This is a genomic window from Pantoea sp. Fr-CA_6 (genome assembly GCF_024520895.1).
Lineage (GTDB): Bacteria > Pseudomonadota > Gammaproteobacteria > Enterobacterales > Enterobacteriaceae > Pantoea > Pantoea agglomerans.
In genome coordinates, this window is sequence record NZ_JALNPO010000004.1 from 64003 (window position 1) to 80409 (window position 16407).

Annotated in this window: 11 protein-coding genes; 10 read left to right on the top strand and 1 reads right to left on the bottom strand. The window is 53.4% G+C overall.

Going from position 1 to position 16407, the window contains the following annotated elements; genetic code table 11:
- Positions 1–8 precede the first annotated feature (8 nt).
- A complete protein-coding gene (gene asmA, locus NR201_RS08885; protein WP_187510646.1) occupies positions 9–1832 on the top strand; it encodes an outer membrane assembly protein AsmA in 1824 nt (607 codons plus the stop codon).
- Positions 1833–1862: 30 nt separating this feature from the next.
- Here asmA and NR201_RS08890 read toward each other — a convergent pair whose 3' ends face one another.
- Positions 1863–3434 (bottom strand): TerC family protein, encoded by a 1572-nt coding sequence (locus tag NR201_RS08890; RefSeq protein ID WP_010248151.1) that lies wholly within the window; start codon positions 3432–3434, stop codon positions 1863–1865.
- A 795-nt stretch (positions 3435–4229) separates the two neighbouring features.
- On the opposite strand from NR201_RS08890, the gene wbaP reads away from it, so the two are divergent.
- From wbaP to NR201_RS08935, 9 genes are all read left to right on the top strand, one after another.
- On the top strand, positions 4230–5663 hold the full coding sequence (gene wbaP, locus NR201_RS08895; protein WP_010248148.1) for an undecaprenyl-phosphate galactose phosphotransferase WbaP: 1434 nt from the start codon (positions 4230–4232) through the stop codon (positions 5661–5663).
- A gap of 287 nt (positions 5664–5950) precedes the next feature.
- On the top strand, positions 5951–7090 hold the full coding sequence (locus tag NR201_RS08900; protein ID WP_010248145.1) for a polysaccharide export protein: 1140 nt from the start codon (positions 5951–5953) through the stop codon (positions 7088–7090).
- Positions 7091–7099: 9 nt separating this feature from the next.
- On the top strand, positions 7100–7534 hold the full coding sequence (locus NR201_RS08905; protein ID WP_010248142.1) for a protein-tyrosine-phosphatase: 435 nt from the start codon (positions 7100–7102) through the stop codon (positions 7532–7534).
- Positions 7535–7546: 12 nt separating this feature from the next.
- Positions 7547–9724, top strand: a complete 2178-nt coding sequence (gene wzc / locus NR201_RS08910; RefSeq protein WP_010248139.1) for a tyrosine-protein kinase Wzc — start codon at positions 7547–7549, stop codon at positions 9722–9724.
- Positions 9725–10001: 277 nt separating this feature from the next.
- Positions 10002–11138: an EpsG family protein gene (locus tag NR201_RS08915; protein WP_010248137.1), complete on the top strand. Its 1137-nt coding sequence runs from the start codon at positions 10002–10004 to the stop codon at positions 11136–11138.
- A gap of 128 nt (positions 11139–11266) precedes the next feature.
- Positions 11267–12184, top strand: a complete 918-nt coding sequence (locus NR201_RS08920; protein ID WP_256849672.1) for a glycosyltransferase family 2 protein — start codon at positions 11267–11269, stop codon at positions 12182–12184.
- 69 nt (positions 12185–12253) lie between these two features.
- Positions 12254–13006 (top strand): glycosyltransferase family 2 protein, encoded by a 753-nt coding sequence (locus NR201_RS08925; protein ID WP_256849673.1) that lies wholly within the window; start codon positions 12254–12256, stop codon positions 13004–13006.
- 46 nt (positions 13007–13052) lie between these two features.
- On the top strand, positions 13053–14087 hold the full coding sequence (locus NR201_RS08930) for a glycosyltransferase (protein WP_060680588.1): 1035 nt from the start codon (positions 13053–13055) through the stop codon (positions 14085–14087).
- A gap of 82 nt (positions 14088–14169) precedes the next feature.
- On the top strand, positions 14170–16386 hold the full coding sequence (locus NR201_RS08935; protein ID WP_010248126.1) for a phage tailspike protein: 2217 nt from the start codon (positions 14170–14172) through the stop codon (positions 16384–16386).
- Positions 16387–16407: the final 21 nt, after the last annotated feature.

The window sequence follows — 16407 nt, forward strand, 5'->3', positions numbered from 1 at the left end:
AGGATGTAATGAAAAGAGTGATAACCACGCTGGCCATCCTGTTAGTGGTGGTCGTAACGGGAATGAGCGCGCTGGTGCTGCTGGTCAATCCCAACGACTTTCGTGCCTATATGGTGCAGCAGGTCGAACAACGCAGTGGTTATCGCCTTGAGGTCAGCAGCGATCTGCGCTGGCACGTCTGGCCTCAGCTCAGCATTCTGGCCGGCCGGATGAGCCTGACCGCGCCGGGTGCCAGCCAGCCGATGGTCTCGGCGGAAAACATGCGGCTGGATGTTGATCTCTGGCCACTGTTATCCCATCAGCTCAGCGTCAGCCAGGTGATGCTGAAAAATGCGATAGTGCGGGTGACGCCAGATAGCCGCGCGCAGCGTGCCAGAAATGCGCCTCAGGGTCCGCGTGATGCGGAGCCGGCTTCGCCTTCCAGCGGCTGGTCATTTGATATCGCTAAACTGCGGGTAGCAGACAGTCTGTTGATCTGGCAGCAGCCAGGCGGCGACGAATATAATTTCCGCGACCTCAACATTAATATGGAACAGGACGCGAACAAGCTGGCGACGCTGTCGCTGAGCACCACGCTGATGCGCAACCAGCGCAACGCCACACTGAATCTCAAAGGCCAGCTGGATGCCGCGCAATATCCCCATCGCCTCAGCGGCCAGTTGCAGCAGCTTGATTACACGTTGTCCGGCGCCGATATTCCGGCACAGGGGATCAAAGGCTCTCTGAGCCTGCAGGGCGAGTGGGATGGTGACCGCCAGCAGCTCTCCTTCAGTAATCTGCAGCTCACCGCCAATGACAGCACCCTGACCGGGCAGGGCAGTGGCCATATTGCGCCACCGCAGCAGCTGGCGCTGGATCTGAAAGCCAGCAACCTTAACGTCGATAATTTACTCACCAGTGCGTCCGTCTCTGACGTACCTGGCGTGCAGCACGCCACCGTGGCCCGTTCGCCGGTGATTGCTGCGCCGCGGGAACGCAGCAACGCCGACTCTCCGCTGAATGATCTGGATCTGGCGCTGAAGTTACAGGCTGACAATGCGGTATGGCGCGGACTCTCTCTGACCAGTCTTTCGGTGAACGCCAGCAATCAGCAGGGAGTGATGACGCTGAAGACGCTCAGCGGCAAGCTGGGCAATGGCAGCTTCTCCATTCCCGGCAGTATCGATATCCGTCAGCCAGAGACGCGGGTCAGCCTTAAACCCCAACTCCGTTTAATTGCGATTCAGCCGCTGCTTAAAGCGTTTGAACTGCCGGAAAGTGTGCAGGGGAACCTGAGTCTGGATGGCGACCTGTCGGGTGATACGCTGACGGTCGAAGCAGCCAAACGTCGCTGGCAGGGCAGGGCGACCATCAGCGCCAGCAACCTGAAGCTGGCACAGCTGAATCTGCAGCAGATGGTGCAGCGTGCCGTGGCGCGGGTCAGCGATAAGGTCAGCAGCGATCAGGCGGTGGATGAGGGGATTGAGTCGATTAGCGCACAGGTGGCGCTGAATAAGGGCGTACTCAGCTTCAGCGATATCAATGGCAACGGACAGAATCTGGGCCTGCAGGGTGCGGGCAAAGTTGACATGGTGCAGCAACAGCTGGATATGACCCTGGGGCTGAAAATCAGCGGCTGGCGTGGCGATGATGCGCTGGTGAAGGCGCTCTCCAGTCAGCCGGTTCCGCTGCGCATGTATGGTAGCTGGGACAGCCTGCAATACTCTCTGCCGGTGGATGACGTTCTGCGTAACCGGCTGCAGAGTGAGGCGAAATCACGGCTGAATCAGTGGATCGATCGCCAGAAAGAGGGCGAGAACAAAGAGAACCTGAAGAAAATCATGCGCCCGTAGCGGGCGCATTCCCTTCTGCCAGCTAACCACTCAGACCTCGTAACTGATATCGGGCTGCAGCAGGATCTCGACTTTCTGCACCCGATGATTTTCGACCTGCAGCGTTCGCAGCAGATAGTCACCCAGTTGCAACACTTCGCCTTCCTGAGGGATGTGTTGCAGCTTATCCATCAGTAATCCCGCCAGCGTATGATAGTCACCCTGCTCATCGAGCGGCAATTTCACATAGAGCGCCAGATCTTCCAGCGGCATATGACCGTTAGCAATCCAGTGACCTTCATCCTGAATCTGTATATCGTAGCGAGCATCGATTTCACCCGCCTCATTCGGCAGATTGCCGGCGATGGTCTCCATCACATCGCTCAGCGTCACCACGCCTTCCACCGAACCAAACTCATCAACCACAAAGGCAAAGTGAGTATGGGCCTGACGAAACTGTTCCAGCGCCTGCAGCACCGTCAGCCGCTCAGGAAAGACCAGCGGCTGTCGAATCAGGGCGCGTAAATCGAGGGAATTGTGGTGCAGTGACTGGTGCAGCAGATCGATAACATGAACCACGCCCAGCGGTTCGCTGGAGTGATCCGTGATCAGTATTCGTGTGTGCTGATTGCGGTCGAGGCGTGACATAATCTCTGCCGGATCATCACTGAGATCGATATGTTCGACGTCGTGGCGCGAGGTCATGATGCTGTTAATGTGGCGCTGACCCATGCCCAGTACGCGGGCAATCATCACCCGTTCCTGCCGGTTAAACAGCATGCTGTCATCGCTGTCAGCAATCAGTGACGAAGTTTTCGCATCCAGTTCCGCCGGTTCTGCCGCGCCGCGCAGCAGGCGTAACACCGCTTCCGCCGTGCGCTGGCGTAGCGGACGACCGGCCGACAGCACCCGACGACGATTAAAGTGCGCCAGCTGGTTCAGTGCCTCAATGACCACCGAGAAGCCGATTGCCGCATAGAGGTAGCCTTTGGGGATCACAAAGCCAAAGCCTTCTGCCACCAGGCTGAAGCCGATCATCAGCAGAAAGCTTAAGCAGAGGATCACAATCGTCGGATGGTTGTTCACGAAGCGGGTTAACGGCTTGCTGGCGAGCAGCATCAGCAGAATGGCGATGGTGACCGCAATCATCATGACCGGTAAGTCATTAACCATGCCGACGGCAGTAATCACCGCATCCAGCGAGAAGATGGCATCCAGCACCACGATTTGCGCCACCACCGGCCAGAATTTAGCGCCGCCTTTTTGTTGACCGGACGCCTCATCATCCCCTTCAAGACGCTCATTCAACTCTGTGGTGGCTTTAAATAGCAGGAAAATCCCCCCTGTCAGCAGCAGTAAATCGCGCGCACTGAAGGGATGGCCCATAAGCGTAATCCAGGGTTCTTTCAGCGTAACCAGCCAGGAAAGCGATGCCAGCAGCAATAATCGGCACAATAACGCCAGCAGCAGTCCAATCACGCGCGCGCGGTCGCGAAGCGGCCCTGGAAGCTTCTCCACCAGGATGGCGATGAAGATCAGATTGTCGATGCCTAAAACCAGTTCCAGAACGATTAGCGTTACTAATCCCGCCCATAGCGATGGATCTGCAATTACCTCCAGCATGCGTTGTTCACCTGAATGTCTTAAATTGAGTTTTCTCTGATGATAGTGGAGTGCGAAGCCACGTACAAATGGCAGGGCAGGGGGCATGTTCTCAGATAACCGCGCTATATCGTGCAAAATATGAACATAATAGTGTGACGCTTTGATTAACTTCACAGGGCTCAGTAGAGATAATTCTTAGTCATTGGCTGACAGGAAAGAGATATTCACCTGTCGGGCTTATGCGATTTATCTCATCGGGAGTATGGCATTAATCCGAATTGTGAAGAAAGGATTGCACTGCCCGTCAGGCCTCAATACTAATTGCTGGTAGTCTTTTTCCTAAAATAGTCCAGGGATGGCGGGACCTGCTTGTAAACAAGCCAGTAATAACTAGTATAGCAACAAGTTAGCAAACTCTGCCCCAGAGTCGTAATCTGCGTACCTATTCGACATTAATCGCAATGTCACGAATGAGTAATTCGCCTGTGAACGTCTGTATGATGCGTTGCGGTAACGCTAACACATTACGGGGAGCATTATGAATGATGACAGCGATATTGGCAGCGACAGCCAAGGGCGGTAGCGTGCCCGAATCGCGTTTTTGTTGATAAAGTGAGCAGCGCTGGCGGTGGTTAAGTCAGAGTAATCTGTTGGTATTCATCACGATATTATTGGTTTCATGGTTAAGATCATTGGCGTAAACGCCGCAGGAGCTCCCCTTAGAAACGGCTCACTCTGGAGAGGTTTCGTCGCTTAATGATTAAACAGGCGATAGCCGTTGCGGGTTTAAGGAAATAAAATAAAGAGTTAAATATGCGCGATACAGAATTTACGTTTAAAAGTCTTATTACCAAATTAATGCTGGCATGTTCAGACTTAATTTGTTTCAACGCAGCGTTCTTTTTGGCGATGATGCTAATTAATTTGCAGTCAGATTCGCCGCTGGCAGATATTTCTGAAAAAGAAATGAATTTAAAAATTGCCACACACATTTGTCTGTCGGTAATTTGTATTGGCTGGTTCTGGGTAAGGCTGCGTCACTACACTTACCGCAAACCTTTCTGGTTCGAATTAAAAGAAGTTTTTCGTACCATTCTTATATTTTCTGTTATCGACCTGTCGATTACCGCCCTGTCGCAGTGGCAGATGTCGCGTTTCGTCTGGTTACTGACCTGGATCCTGGCGCTGATTTTAATTCCGACCTGCCGCGCGCTTTCTAAACGTCTGCTGAATAAAAATGGCTTGTGGAAAAAACAGACCATTATTATCGGCAGCAGCAAAAATGCGCACGAAGCCTGGCAGGCACTGCAAAGCGAAGAGGTCATGGGTTTTGACGTTATCGCCTTCTATGACGTTGATGGAACCTGTCCGCAGGAGATCATGAACGGCGTGCCGGTGCTGCGCGACGAGCAGGAGCTCTGGAGCCTCACCAACAGCGAAACGCAGTTTATCGTTGCGGTTGAGTATGAGCAGAGTCAGTACCGTGATGTCTGGCTTAAATCGCTGGCGATGCACAACTGCCGTTCAGTGTCAGTGATCCCAACCCTGCGTGGTGTACCGCTCTACGGTACTGACATGGCCTATATCTTCAGCCATGAAGTGATGATCCTGCGGGTTCAGAACAACCTGGCTAAACGCACGTCGCGCTTCCTGAAGCGGGCATTCGATATCGTGGGTGCGCTCTCGATTATCCTGATGCTGATGCCAGCGCTGCTGGTACTGGGCTTCCTGGTGGGTCGTGACGGTGGACCGCCGATTTATGGTCACGAGCGTGTGGGAATGAATGGCCGTAAATTCAAATGCCTGAAATTCCGCTCGATGGTCATTAATTCAAAAGAAGTGCTGGAAGAGGTGCTGCGCACTGATCCGATTGCCCGTGCGGAATGGGATAAAGATTTCAAACTCAAAAATGATCCACGTATTACTAAAGTGGGCCACTTCATCCGTAAAACAAGCCTCGATGAGCTCCCTCAGCTCTGGAACGTGGTGCGCGGTGATATGAGTCTGGTCGGACCGCGTCCGGTCATTGAAGATGAACTCTGTCGTTATGCCGGTGATGTTGATTATTACCTGATGGCAAAGCCAGGCATGACGGGATTGTGGCAGGTCAGCGGTCGTAATGATGTTGACTATGAAACCCGCGTCTATTTCGACTCGTGGTACGTGAAAAACTGGTCACTGTGGAACGACATCGCGATTCTGTTTAAAACAGTGGGCGTGGTGTTGAAACGCGATGGTGCCTATTAATCGTGAGTCGGAATGAGCGCGTTAATGCGCGCTCAGAGGTGTTTTGCCGTTGTCAGGCGTGTCGTTGATAGTGGCCATCATCAGGGATATCGCTGTGCATCCATAGTCCGCTATGATGCGTGGCGTTCAGGGTACACCCTGGTAGATGGCCGCTACTTATAACAAGTGGAGCAAGGATAATGAACGACAGGTTCAGTGCTTAAGTCAGGTAGGATTTACTTTTTGTTGGACGCTTACACAGCGGCGGTTTCGCCTCTATCAATAAATAACTGATAGCGAAGATCTAAATGATTACAATCAAAATGAAATTGATACCCTTGCTGGTATCCGCCACATTCCTTAGCGGGTGTACGATCGAACCAGGTTCTCACCTTTCTACATCAGGAAAAGATGTTGTTGAACAGCAGGATAGCAACTTTGACATCGATAAATATGTCAACGTCTTCCCGTTAACGCCTTCACTGGTTGAAAGGATGCGTCCGAAGCCACTGGTGGCTCAGACGAATCCTGCCCTGCAGAACGAAATTCAGAACTACGAATACCGTATCGGTGTGGGCGATGTCCTGACCGTAACGGTCTGGGACCACCCGGAACTGACCACCCCAGCGGGTCAGTACCGTAGCGCCAGCGATACCGGTAACTGGGTGCATTCTGACGGCACCATTTTCTATCCCTACATCGGTCGTGTGCGTGTAGCGGGCCGTACCGTCGGCGAAGTGCGTGACGAAGTGTCACGTCGTCTGGCTCAGTACATTGAAAGCCCACAGGTTGATGTCAGCATCGCCTCGTTCAAATCACAGAAAACCTATGTGACGGGTTCAGTGACCACTTCTGGTCAGCAGCCCATCACCAACGTTCCGTTGACGGTGCTGGATGCGATCAACGCCGCTGGCGGCCTGGCCGCTGATGCTGACTGGCGCAACGTGGTGCTGACGCACAACGGTCGTGAACAGCGCATCTCTCTGCAGGCACTGATGCAGAATGGTGACCTGAGCCAGAACCACCTCCTCTATCCAGGCGATATTCTTTACGTTCCGCGTAACGATGATCTGAAAATCTTCGTGATGGGTGAAGTGAAGCAGCAGACTACCCTGAAAATGGACCGTAGCGGCATGACGCTGGCGGAAGCACTGGGCAATGCGGCCGGGATGGATCAAACCACCTCTGACGCCACCGGTGTATTCGTTATCCGTCCACTGCACGGCACCGATCGCAACAAGATTGCCAACATCTATCAGTTGAACACCAAAGATGCGGCATCCATGGTGATGGGAACCGATTTCCAGCTCCAGCCTTACGACATCGTTTATGTCACCTCTACGCCGCTGACGCGCTGGAACCGTGTGATTGGGCAGTTGATACCGACCATCGCAGGTATCAACGATGCAACACAGGCCGCATCGCGTATCCGTACCTGGGGTAATTAAGGTCCCATCATGATTAAGTCCGTGTTAGTCGTTTGCGTTGGCAACATCTGCCGCTCTCCTACCGGAGAGCGCCTGTTTAAACGTGCGCTGCCTGATTTAGACGTTCGCTCTGCCGGCCTGGGGGCGCTGGTCGGCCACCCGGCCGACAAGACGGCGTCTGAAGTCGCTGCTGCGCAGGGTCTGTCGCTGGAAGGACATGAGGCGCAACAGTTGACGGCAGAGATGTGCCGCAACGTTGACCTGATTCTGGTGATGGAAAAGCGACATATTGAACAGGTGAATCGCATCGACCCGGCCGCGCGTGGCAAAACCATGCTGCTTGGTCACTGGCTCAATCAGAAAGAAATTGCGGATCCGTACAGAAAAAGCCGTGAGGCCTTTGAAGAGATTTACGGATTACTGGAAAACGCTACCCAGAAGTGGGTGAACGTATTAAGCCGATAGTTGGGATTATCCATGAATATAAAAAATAAGGTCAGAACCGCGCCGGGAGAGGATTCGAATGGATGGGATCTGGCGCATCTTGTGGGACAGCTAATTGATCATCGCTGGATCATTGTTGCCGTTACCGCTTTTTTCATGCTGGCGGGAACACTCTACACACTGTTTGCAACACCCATTTATAGCGCAGATGCGTTAGTTCAGGTTGAGCAGAAGAATGCCAGCACCGTTCTGAACGAAATTGACAGCATTCTGCCACCGACACCAGCCTCTGATACGGAAATCGAGATTCTGGAATCCCGTATGGTCATCGGCAAAACCGTTGACGATCTGGGTCTGGATACCGTCGTTGAGCAGAACTATTTCCCGGTTATCGGTAAAGGTCTGTCGCGCCTGATGGGCAACAAACCCGCCAGTATCGCGATTTCGCGCCTGGAAATCCCACGCACTATCGACAAACGTAACGTTGAACTGGAAGTGACCGGTCCGGATAGCTACACCGTCTCAAAAGATGGCGATGAGCTGTTCAAAGGTAAAGTCGGCCAGCTGGAGTCGCACGGCGACATCAGCATGCTGGTCAGCGAGATCCACGCTGATGAAGGCACCAGCTTCACCGTGACCAAGCTGAATAACCTGCAGGCGATCCGTTCAGTGCTCTCTAACCTGACCGTGGCAGACAAAGGTAAAGATACCGGCGTGCTGGGTCTGGAGTATCTGGGTGAAGATCCAGAGCAGATCAGCAAAGTGCTGAACCAGATTGTGAATAACTATCTGTTACAGAACGTTGAGCGCAAGTCAGCGCAGGCAGAGAAAAGCCTGGAGTTCTTACGCACTCAGCTGCCTGCCGTGCGCAGCAAGCTGGATGAAGCGGAAGACAAGCTGAACACCTTCCGTCGTCAGAACGAATCTGTTGACCTGTCACTGGAAGCGAAATCCGCTCTGGACTCCTCTGTCAGCGTGCAGAGTCAGCTGAACGAACTGACCTTCCGTGAAGCTGAAGTCTCTCAGCTGTTTACCAAAGATCACCCGACGTATCGCGCGCTGCTTGAAAAACGCAAAACGCTGGAAGGTGAGCAGGCTCAGCTGAATAAGAAAATTGCTGGCATGCCACAGACTCAGCAGGAAATCCTGCGTCTGACCCGTGACGTTCAGTCTGGTCAGGAGATCTACATGCAGCTGCTGAACCGTCAGCAGGAGCTGGGTATCAGTAAAGCGAGCACCGTGGGTGATGTCCGCATCATCGATGGCGCGCAGACCGCTAACTCGCCTGTTGCACCGAAGAAGCTGCTGATCATCGCCGCGAGCCTGATTTTCGGTCTGTTCGTGTCAGTGGGTCTGGTTCTGCTGAAAGCGCTGCTGCATCACGGCATCGAGAACCCGGATCAGCTGGAAGAGCTGGGCATGAATGTCTATGCCAGCGTTCCACTGTCAGACTGGCAGCGTAAGAAGGATACCGAAGCCCTGGCGCGTCGTGGCAGCAAGGTGAAAACCGATCCGCACGAAACGCTGCTGGCGCTGGGTAACCCGACTGACCTCTCCATCGAAGCGATTCGTAGCCTGCGTACCAGCCTGCACTTCGCGATGATGGAAGCGAAAAACAACATCCTGATGATCACCGGTGCCAGCCCGGGTATTGGTAAAACCTTTATCTGTGCCAACCTGGCGACCCTGGTCGCGAAAGCGGGTCAGCGTGTTCTGTTTATCGATGGCGACATGCGTCGTGGTTATACCCACGAACTGCTGGGCGCAGATAACAAATCAGGTCTGTCCAACGTGCTGTCCGGTAAAACTGAGTTCAGCCCGGCGCTGATTCAGCAGGGCGTGTACGGTTTCGACTTCCTGCCACGTGGTCAGGTTCCGCCGAACCCGTCTGAGCTGCTGATGCATCGTCGCATGGGTGAGCTGCTGGAGTGGGCGAGCAAGAACTACGACCTGGTGTTAATCGATACGCCGCCAATCCTGGCCGTCACCGATGCCTCCATCATCGGTAAGCTGGCCGGCACCTCACTGATGGTGGCGCGTTTCGAAGCCAACACCACCAAAGAAGTGGACGTCAGCTTCAAACGCTTTGCCCAGAACGGTATTGAGATTAAAGGTGTGATCCTCAACGCCGTGGTGCGTAAAGCCGCTAATGCGTATGGCTATGGGTATGACTACTACGCCTATGACTACGGCAAGACGAACAAAAGCTGATTATTGAGCAATAAAACAGGGGGCGGTCTGACCGCCCCTTTTTATCGTCCCTTTGAATGACGACACGCATCAATTTACACAGGTTATTCTGTCCAAACCCACAAAAGCGATACATCTATAAATCGCATGGCGAGCGTCACTCAACAGAATTCATCACCAGCAGGCATCGCCCGCACGCAATTTGTGACCGTGCAATCAGACTCGCTGTAAAGCCAGTCGGGAAGGCGAAGCGTGATTATTGCTGGCATGAGAACTTGTGGAATTAAGGAATCACACCATGGCTCCATATTGGTATGTATCAGGCTTTTTACTGCTGCTTTCGCTGTTTGAAATAGCGCTAAAAAAAGACGAACGCACAAATTATATTCTGACCTGGCTACTCTGTTTTGCCGCCGTGACTTTGATTATTTTCGGGGGAATACGCGGTCTTGGTACCGGCATGGATGACTTTCAGTACCGGAGCTTCTTCGAAGACTTTGTAAGACGTATTGAGATTAATGGCTTCTTTAATACCGTTGCGTTTTTCCGTTACGAACCGCTGATTTTTGCGATGGCCTGGCTCACCAGCCTGTTTTCGCACAATGCCAGCATCTTCCTGTTTGTCTTCTGCGCCATTGCCGTTTCCATCAATACCTGGTTTTTCAGGAAGATGTCTCCGTATCCGGTGCTGGCGCTGGTGCTCTATTCGGCGCACATCTTTATCAACAAAGACATTAACCAGATTCGCTTTGGCCTGAGTTCTGCGCTGTTCCTTGGCGTTCTCTGGTCGATCTATCTCAAGCGCTACTGGTGGGCATTTGCCTTCTTTATTCTGTCGTTCACGAGCCATAACACCGGTGTCATGGTGGTGACGCTTGTGCCGTTCCTGTTTATCCGGGACTGGCGCTGGTGGCCGGTCATTATCATCGTTGCCAGTCTGCCGCTATCGGTTGTGGGTGGCTCGGGCTTTATTGCCCTGATTGCCGGTCATCTGGGATCGCTGGGAGAGAGGGCATCGGGCTATAACAATGACCCCTCCTATGCAATGGGTGGCAGCATCCTGGCCGTATCGAACCTGAAAAACATCATGCTGGTGTTTGTCTTCTTCTATTTCATGCTGACCGATAAGCTGAAGCGCGAGAATTACGCCCAGTATCGCCTTAACTATCTGCTGATTTTAAGTTTTGCCATCGGCGGGGCGATCAGGATCTTCCTGTACAACTTCCCGTCAGGTTCGCGCCTGTCCAACTATCTGCAGCAGGTTGAGCCGATCATCCTGACCTCGCTGATTTATCAGGCAAGGCGATCCTGGAAGCCAGCGCTGTATGCCATGCTGGTGTTCTTCCTGCTCTATTACCTCTACTACAACACCATTTCAACCAAACAGGCCGTTACCGGTTATGAAGTGGCGCGGGAGTTTTGGCTGATCCACTAATCAATCTGACGACCGCCTCTGGATGACGAGTTTCACCCAGGGGCGGTCGTCGGTCAGAACACAGGTTTTTCATCGACCGTTGTCGAATGAACTGTTTATTTTTGAACTACTTTAATGAGGTGCTGGCAATGAAGGACATTCGTTTCTCCATCGTAATTCCGGCTTATAACGCGTCAGAATCGATTGTCACGACGCTGGATTGCGTTAAAGCACAAACGTATCGCAATTTCGAAGTCATCATCGTTGATGATAAATCTGCGGATGCCGCCGCGCTGGCGGATGTGGTGCGCAGCGAACGCTACCGGGATCTCGATATCAATCTGGTGCTCTCCGAGGTCAAACTCAACGGAGCCGGTGCGCGTAACAAAGGCATTGAGCTGGCGACCGGTGACTATGTCAGCTTCCTTGACGCCGATGATGAGTGGGCGGCGGACAAACTGCAGCAGGTGAGCGAAAAAATTGCTCAGCTGGACGCGCAGGGCAAAAAGAATTTCGTCATTTTCAGCCAGGTGAATATCTATCAGGATGGCACGTTCCTGAAAGTGATGCCGATGCAGCCGCCAGGCAAAAATGAAACGGTCGCGGAGTATCTGTTCGGCTGCTACGGCTTTATCCAGACCAGCACCATTGTGCTGAAGCGGGAAGACGCGGCGAAAATTCAGTTCGATACCCGCTACATCCGTCATCAGGACTATGATTTCTGCATACGTGCCGACCGCATGGGCTATGACTTTGTGATGATCGCCGCACCGCTGGCGAACTACCATCTGGTCACTAAGTTTGGCTCGAAACACAAAGGCGAGTCGGTGAAGTACTCGATGTTCTGGCTCGATACCATGAAGCCGCATCTGACCCCGCGTGACATCCACACCTACAAAGCTTTTAAGCTGCCGCTGCGCTACAAGATGGATGGTAAGTCGCTGATGGCAAGCCTGAGCTTTGCGCGCTACTTCTTCCTCACCAACAAAGACAACCGTGCTTATTTTATGAACCGGGTTAAAGACAAGGTCAAAGCACGTTTCGGCGGTGAGAAAGCGATCTCCTGACGCGCGCCGCGCCTCGCTCTGCTCCTGATGCCAGGAGCGACTCTTTTTACGATTAATTCAGGGTTGAAGATGAATACTTCTGTTGGAACCGTTGGCATCGTCATGCCTATGTATAATGCACGTCAGACGGTGTTACGCGCGGTGCAATCGGTTATCAATCAGCACTATACCGACTGGCATCTCTATCTGGTCAACGATAAATCGACCGATGACTCGCTGGAATTTGTGCGTGAGCATTGTCAGGATCCGCGCATTACCATTCTGGATAACGCGGTCAACATGGGCGCAGCAGAGACCCGAAACGTCGGGCTGCGCGCGGCCACTGAAGAGATTATTGCCTTTCTCGACAGCGACGATGAGTGGCATGCGGAAAAACTGACCCAGCAGGTCGCTGCCATCGCGGCCGGTGATGATTTTGTGATTACCGAATATCACTATAAAACCCGCAAGGCTGAGCACGACATTACCTACGGCAAACCTTACCTGCAGCAGGAAAACTTTGTGAAGAAGCAGTATCGCGTCTGCTTCTCCTCCGTCTGTTTCCGCCGCCCGCCGCAGGGGCTTTTCTTCCAGCGCAAAGGCCACGAAGATTTCCTGTTTTTGTATGAATTATTCACCCGCTATAAGCAGGCACGCGTAATTCAGACGATTCTGGTCAACTATTACGAATTAGGCGATTCCCTTTCCCGTAATAAGAACAAAGCGGCCCAGTGGCACCTTGAATTATTAAGAATTATCTATAAAAACAATCCTTTAAAAATCTATTACTATTACGCCTGGTATATGGTGAATGGTGTGCTGTTTACCCTTAAGCATCGTTAAGCCTGTCGGCAGGATTGTCTTTAAAATTTGAGGTGGATAGCGTTTCATGAAAAAAATTGTCCTGGTGATCAAAGATGCTTATTCGTATGCGGGCACCGAGAACATCTGTAACTTCATGTCAGAGTGTCTTGGCGAGACCCATGAAGTCACCATCTACTCGCTGGAAGGCAGTGGAAAAACCTTTTACCCGTTTGAGCACGTCAAACAGATCGTCAGCTTTGAAGGGCAGAGCAATCCGATCAAAAGCGCGGTTGCCCGGATTCACGAAGAGGGCTTTGATACCGTCTTCCTGATCAGCATGGGTCGCCTGAGCGTGATGTTCGCGTTCTGGAATCTGCTGGCGATGAAGAAGAAGGGGGGCAAAGCCTACGCCTGCGAACACATCGCCATTAACTCCTTCAGCAAACCGATTAAGTTCCTCAAGTTTCTGCTGCTGCGCTACTACGACCGCGTGATTGTTCTGACCGACAAAGATCATCAGGTGTTCAGCCGCTGGCGCATTCCCAGCAAGCAAATCCCCAACCCGGTGGTTTACAAAGACTATCAGCGCCAGACCCGTCATCGCCAGGCGCTGGCCGTAGGCCGTCTGGATAACCAGAAGGGCTTTGACCTGATGCTGGATATCTGGCGCGACTTCGCCCGCAGCCATCCTGACTGGACGCTGGTGATTGCCGGTGACGGTGAACTGCGTCAGCAACTGCATGACCAGGCGGCGGTGCTGGGCATCACCGACAGCGTGAAGTTTGTCGGTAAGGTCAGCAATATCAACGACTACTATCGCGACAGCGATATGGCGCTGATGACCTCGCGCTATGAAGGATTGCCACTGGTACTGCTGGAAGCAAAATCCTGGTCACTGCCGGTAGTGGCATATGACTGCCCGACCGGTCCACAGGAGATCATCAATCACGGGGAAGATGGTTTCCTGGTTCCGATGAACGACAAAGCCACGTTTCTGGCCCGAATGGAGCAGCTCGCCAGCGATGACGCGCTGTTCTATGCCATGAGCGAAAAAACGAAACAGACCGCGCTGAAATTCGACGGTAATCAGATTAAGCAAAGCTGGCTGTCATTGGTTTAACCGGAGCTGGAAAAGCTCACTTGCGACGTGCCTCAGGGACACCGCCATGGCCAATGGCCTTATTGACTACGGGAATTGATGCATGAAAAGAAGAGAAGTTTTACAGACCGCCGCCTCCGCTCTGGTGGGGGCTCTCTCCGTGAGCACCTTTTCCAGCTACGCTGCAAAAAGTAACGGTATCGCCCTGAAGCCGGTCGATGCCACTGACGTGCCTAAAGGCGACGTGCCAATTCTGACCCCGGAAAATGTCTACGCCATGCCGCCGCAGTTCTGGCAGGGCTTTGAAGGCAAACTCTGGATTGGTAAAGCAGGTGCAGATGCCAGCAAACCGGGCAACCAGATCCCGGTCTTCCTGCGTGATGCCAGCGGCAAAGTGTCGGAGATTGCTCAGCCTATCGCGCTGAACAAAGGTAACTTTGCCCAGTTTATTCAGGACAATGCTGCGCTGATTGCCAATCCGTCGCATTCGATGGCAGTCGAGGACAGCAGCGGTCAGACGCTGTTCAACATCGCGGATGTCAGCCGTCCGGGCGCTGCAGATTTCAGCCAGCGTCTGGCGCAGCCCGCGGGTTATCAGCTGATTGGTGAGATCCCGTCCGTAGCGGAGTTACGCAAAACCCGTCCGCTGTTTGAAGGGGCCAAGGTTAAGCTGAAAAGCTGGCATGAAGGACGGGAAGTCGGCGGCGGCGAGTTTGTCGGCAGCTTCCAGCCCGCGCAGAATGATGGCGGCGTAAACTTTGCCGGTGAGGGCTTTTCCTGGCGTCGCGTGGTAGACGATTTTAACCGCCTGACCCTGTTTGATTTCGGTGCGATTGCCGATGGCAAAACCGATACGGCGCCCGCCATTATGGCGATGTTCCAGTGGTCACAGCAGGCTAACCAGCAGATCTGCGTCCAGTTCCCGGCCGGGACCTTTATGGTCTCAGCCTGTAACCTTGGCGATAAGTATCTCAACTTCTTCCGCATGTCCGGTGCGATGGTAAACTTCGGCTACTTCCCGGCGACCACGATTGTCTCGGATGGTAAGTCAGAGTTCGTCTTTGAGATGAATGCCCGTCGGGTTGAGCTTTCCAACCTGAACTTTAACGGCAACAGCGATAAAAGCCCCAACAAGCAGGGCTTTTTCCATAACAACTGCCCTGGCGGACAATATTTCCGTGGTGCCTGCCTGCGCTTTAACGCAGTCGGCGGCACCGCCATCAGCCTGCAGGATACTCTGGATTGTAAAATCGACCAGTGGTACGCCTCACGCTGCAGCGGCGATGTGATCAAATCGGGCTGGTCAGGTCAGAAGCAGGGCAAATGGGACCACAGCACTGCGATTGAGCTGTCGAACTTCAATGCGCAGTACTGTCGTGGTGGCAAAGTCCTCAACCTGCCGCGCTGCGGCCAGTCGATTATCCATAATGGCTGGATTGAGCACTGTGATAACCCGGGCGATCTCTCCAACGGTCAGTGGATTGTCGATGCGCTGAGCCTGGAGGATTGTAAGAATCCGCTGATCGCGCATAACACGCGCCTGAATATGCGCCAGACCAGCCTGCAGTCGGGCAGCTGGATCGACAACTCCATGCAGGGCGACCGTCTGCTCAGCATCTGGGAGATGGGATCGACCCGCGTGGAGTCCTATGGCGTCGCGCTCGATGGCAGTCTGAAGTACAACTACATCACCTCGCGCTGGCGTTTAGAGAACAACACGAATCAGGAAACCTGGTTTGATCTCGGCAGTCTCTACTCCCCGACCGTGGGTGATTCGTGGGAGATCGAAATTTTTGGTCAGTCGCAGTTCAGTAACGGCAGTGGCGATAAGCCGCTGATGGACCTGATCGGTGACAAGACCACCGGTGGCCGCGCGATGATCCACGTACAGCGCAAAAAAGATCGCTCTGAAGCGAGCTGGTCGGCCGAAGGCAGCAGCCCGATTGTCGATGTGCGCTATGTGGCTGAGCATGACACCGATGTCCGCATCTTCGTCAAACTGGCGGGCTGGACGCCGTCGGTGGCCGTGCTGGTGAAAACCACCGGTAAAGATCGCTTTGTCACCGGTCGCTGTGCGCGCGTTAACGCGAAGATGGAGAAGGGCAATCCTCCGGCGGGCGACGCGACTAAACGCGCGCCGCAGCGCTTCAGCCTGCACAACGGCAAAGCGGGCGTGGGTGCCAACGAGCAGGGCGACCTGCTGATGGCTTCCCGTCCGCTCTCCGCCGATCAGGTCGATACCAGCAAGCCAGAAGGTTTTGTTTCCGTCGTGATCAACGGCAAACAGGTCGCACTGCCTTACTTCGCAATCAAGTCGTAACACCTTGCATCACGGCCGCCA